This is a genomic window from Neisseria sp. P0022.S010, from assembly GCF_051956635.1.
This window is the reverse complement of the sequence record NZ_JBQCXF010000639.1, coordinates 1-1,556: the sequence shown is the minus strand read 5'-3', so window position 1 is coordinate 1,556 and position 1,556 is coordinate 1. Positions and strand designations below refer to the sequence as shown.

At 45.9% G+C, this 1,556-nt stretch carries 2 protein-coding genes and 1 pseudogene; 1 reads left to right on the top strand and 2 read right to left on the bottom strand.

Translation table 11 applies throughout. The features are described 5' to 3' along the window. A pseudogene (locus ACTHUT_RS20240) lies at positions 1-185 on the bottom strand (A/G-specific adenine glycosylase); the annotation flags it as partial. A gap of 162 nt (positions 186-347) precedes the next feature. On the opposite strand from ACTHUT_RS20240, the gene ACTHUT_RS20235 reads away from it, so the two are divergent. Continuing rightward, positions 348-1,388, top strand: coding sequence for a zinc-dependent alcohol dehydrogenase family protein (locus ACTHUT_RS20235; RefSeq protein WP_440385614.1), 1,041 nt, complete (start codon positions 348-350; stop codon positions 1,386-1,388). Positions 1,389-1,457: 69 nt separating this feature from the next. On the opposite strand, the gene ACTHUT_RS20230 is transcribed toward ACTHUT_RS20235, so the two are convergent. Continuing rightward, positions 1,458-1,556, bottom strand: a 99-nt coding sequence (locus tag ACTHUT_RS20230) for a hypothetical protein (RefSeq protein WP_440419589.1), incomplete at its 5' end; no start/stop codon positions are given.

Below are 1,556 nucleotides of genomic sequence, written 5' to 3'. Positions count from 1 at the left end.
ACGGTTGGGAATTTGGCTAAGAAACGCGGATAGTAGTCCAATACGGTAGCAACCTGCGTTTGTTGGAGCATGATTTCTGAAAGCCAGACGGAATAAGGGTCTTTGACCTGCCAAGGCAAGTCGTGACGGCCATGCTGCCGCTGCCAATCGATGAGTTGTCGTGCAAAGGATGTAGGTGTGTCCATTAATATTTACTTTTTAATTATTTATTTTCAAAACAGTATGTTACGGTATAATATGCAAAATAATAATCAGGATTGACTTATCTGGTAGAGGGGTATATAAATATAGTTAACGTGGATTTACGCTGTATTGTTAAAATTTATTAACCGCTCAAGGAGATTCACATGAAAGCAATGGTTTATCACGGCGCAAACGACATCCGTTTTGAAGAAAAACCCCGCCCTCAAATTATCGATCCGACCGATGCAGTCGTCAAAATCGTTAAAACCACGATTTGCGGTACTGACTTGGGTATTTGGAAGGGTAAAAACCCTGAAGTTGCCGACGGTCGCATTCTCGGTCATGAGGGCATCGGTATTGTAGAAGAAGTCGGCGATGCTGTAAAAAACATCAAAGTCGGTGATAAAGTCATTATTTCATGTGTCAGCAAATGCTGTACTTGCGACAACTGTAAAATCCAACTTTATTCACACTGCCGCAACGGCGGTTGGATCTTGGGCTATATGATTGACGGTACTCAGGCCGAATACGTCCGTACGCCTTATGCCGACAACAGCTTGGTTCCGCTGCCTGACAACGTCAATGAAGAAGTTGCCTTGCTGTTGAGCGATGCCTTGCCGACCGCCCACGAAATCGGCGTGCAATACGGTGATGTGAAACCCGGCGATACCGTATTCATCGCAGGTGCAGGCCCTGTTGGTATGTCTGCGTTGTTGACTGCGCAACTGTATAGCCCTGCCGCCATCATTGTTTGCGATATGGACGAAAACCGTTTGAAACTGGCGAAAGAATTGGGCGCAACCCATACCATCAGCCCGACTTCCGGCGACGTAAGCAAACAAGTTGCCGCTATCGTCGGCGAAGACGGCGTAGATTGCGCCATCGAAGCAGTCGGTATCCCTGCGACTTGGAATATGTGCCAAGACATCGTGAAACCCGGCGGTCATATTGCTGTGGTTGGTGTACATGGTCAATCCGTTGATTTCAAACTGGAAAAACTGTGGATTAAAAACCTTGCCATTACTACCGGCCTGGTTAACGCCAATACCACCGAAATGCTGATGAAAGCCATTTCCAGCAGCTCAGTGGATTACACCAAAATGATGACCCACCATTTCAAATTCAGCGAATTGGAAAAAGCTTACGATGTATTCAAACACGCTGCTGAAAACCAAGTCATGAAAGTGGTTTTGGAAGCGGATTGATTTGAAAATCGCTTAATATGCTGTTAATTAAAGGCCGTCTGAACATTCAGACGGCCTTTTTGTATGGTTTTATTTTTTCTTCAACCAAACGCCGCTTTCGATATGGTGGGTAAATGGGAATTGGTCGAACAGGGCGGCGCGTTCGATGGTATGGGTTTGACAGAGCGT

Excerpts from the sequence above, each read along its gene's own strand:
- ACTHUT_RS20235 (WP_440385614.1), top strand. The coding sequence starts at position 348 with ATGAAAGCAATGGTTTATCACGGCGCAAACGACATCCGTTTTGAAGAA.